This window comes from Mesorhizobium sp. M1A.T.Ca.IN.004.03.1.1 (assembly GCF_003997555.1).
In the GTDB taxonomy this organism is placed as follows: domain Bacteria; phylum Pseudomonadota; class Alphaproteobacteria; order Rhizobiales; family Rhizobiaceae; genus Mesorhizobium.
In genome coordinates, this window is sequence record NZ_RZTV01000699.1 from 1 (window position 1) to 253 (window position 253).

Genomic DNA, 253 nt, shown 5'->3' on the forward strand with positions numbered 1-253 from the left:
AAACTGTCAGCGCCTGTCCGCCGACGGCAAGCCAGCGCAGCCGCACCAGTGTCTGCAGACGCAGCCTGCGGCTACTATGCCGGTCCTCCAGCGTATAGCCTTCCGTCTTGTCGATCATGTCAGGCTTATCGATCATGCCGACGGCTCCCTTGAATGGCCCTCATGTACCACGCGGTTTTGCCCGTGTCGTCGGCAACGCATCCTCCGGCCGTTCCGGCCAGGGATGCCGGGGATAGCGCCCGCGCATATCGGC

1 pseudogene is annotated in these 253 nt (G+C 64.0%); it reads right to left on the reverse strand.

Features of this window, described 5'->3' with window-relative positions:
- A pseudogene (locus tag EOD29_RS33470) lies at nucleotides 1-136 on the reverse strand (sensor histidine kinase); the annotation flags it as partial.
- Nucleotides 137-253: the final 117 nt, after the last annotated feature.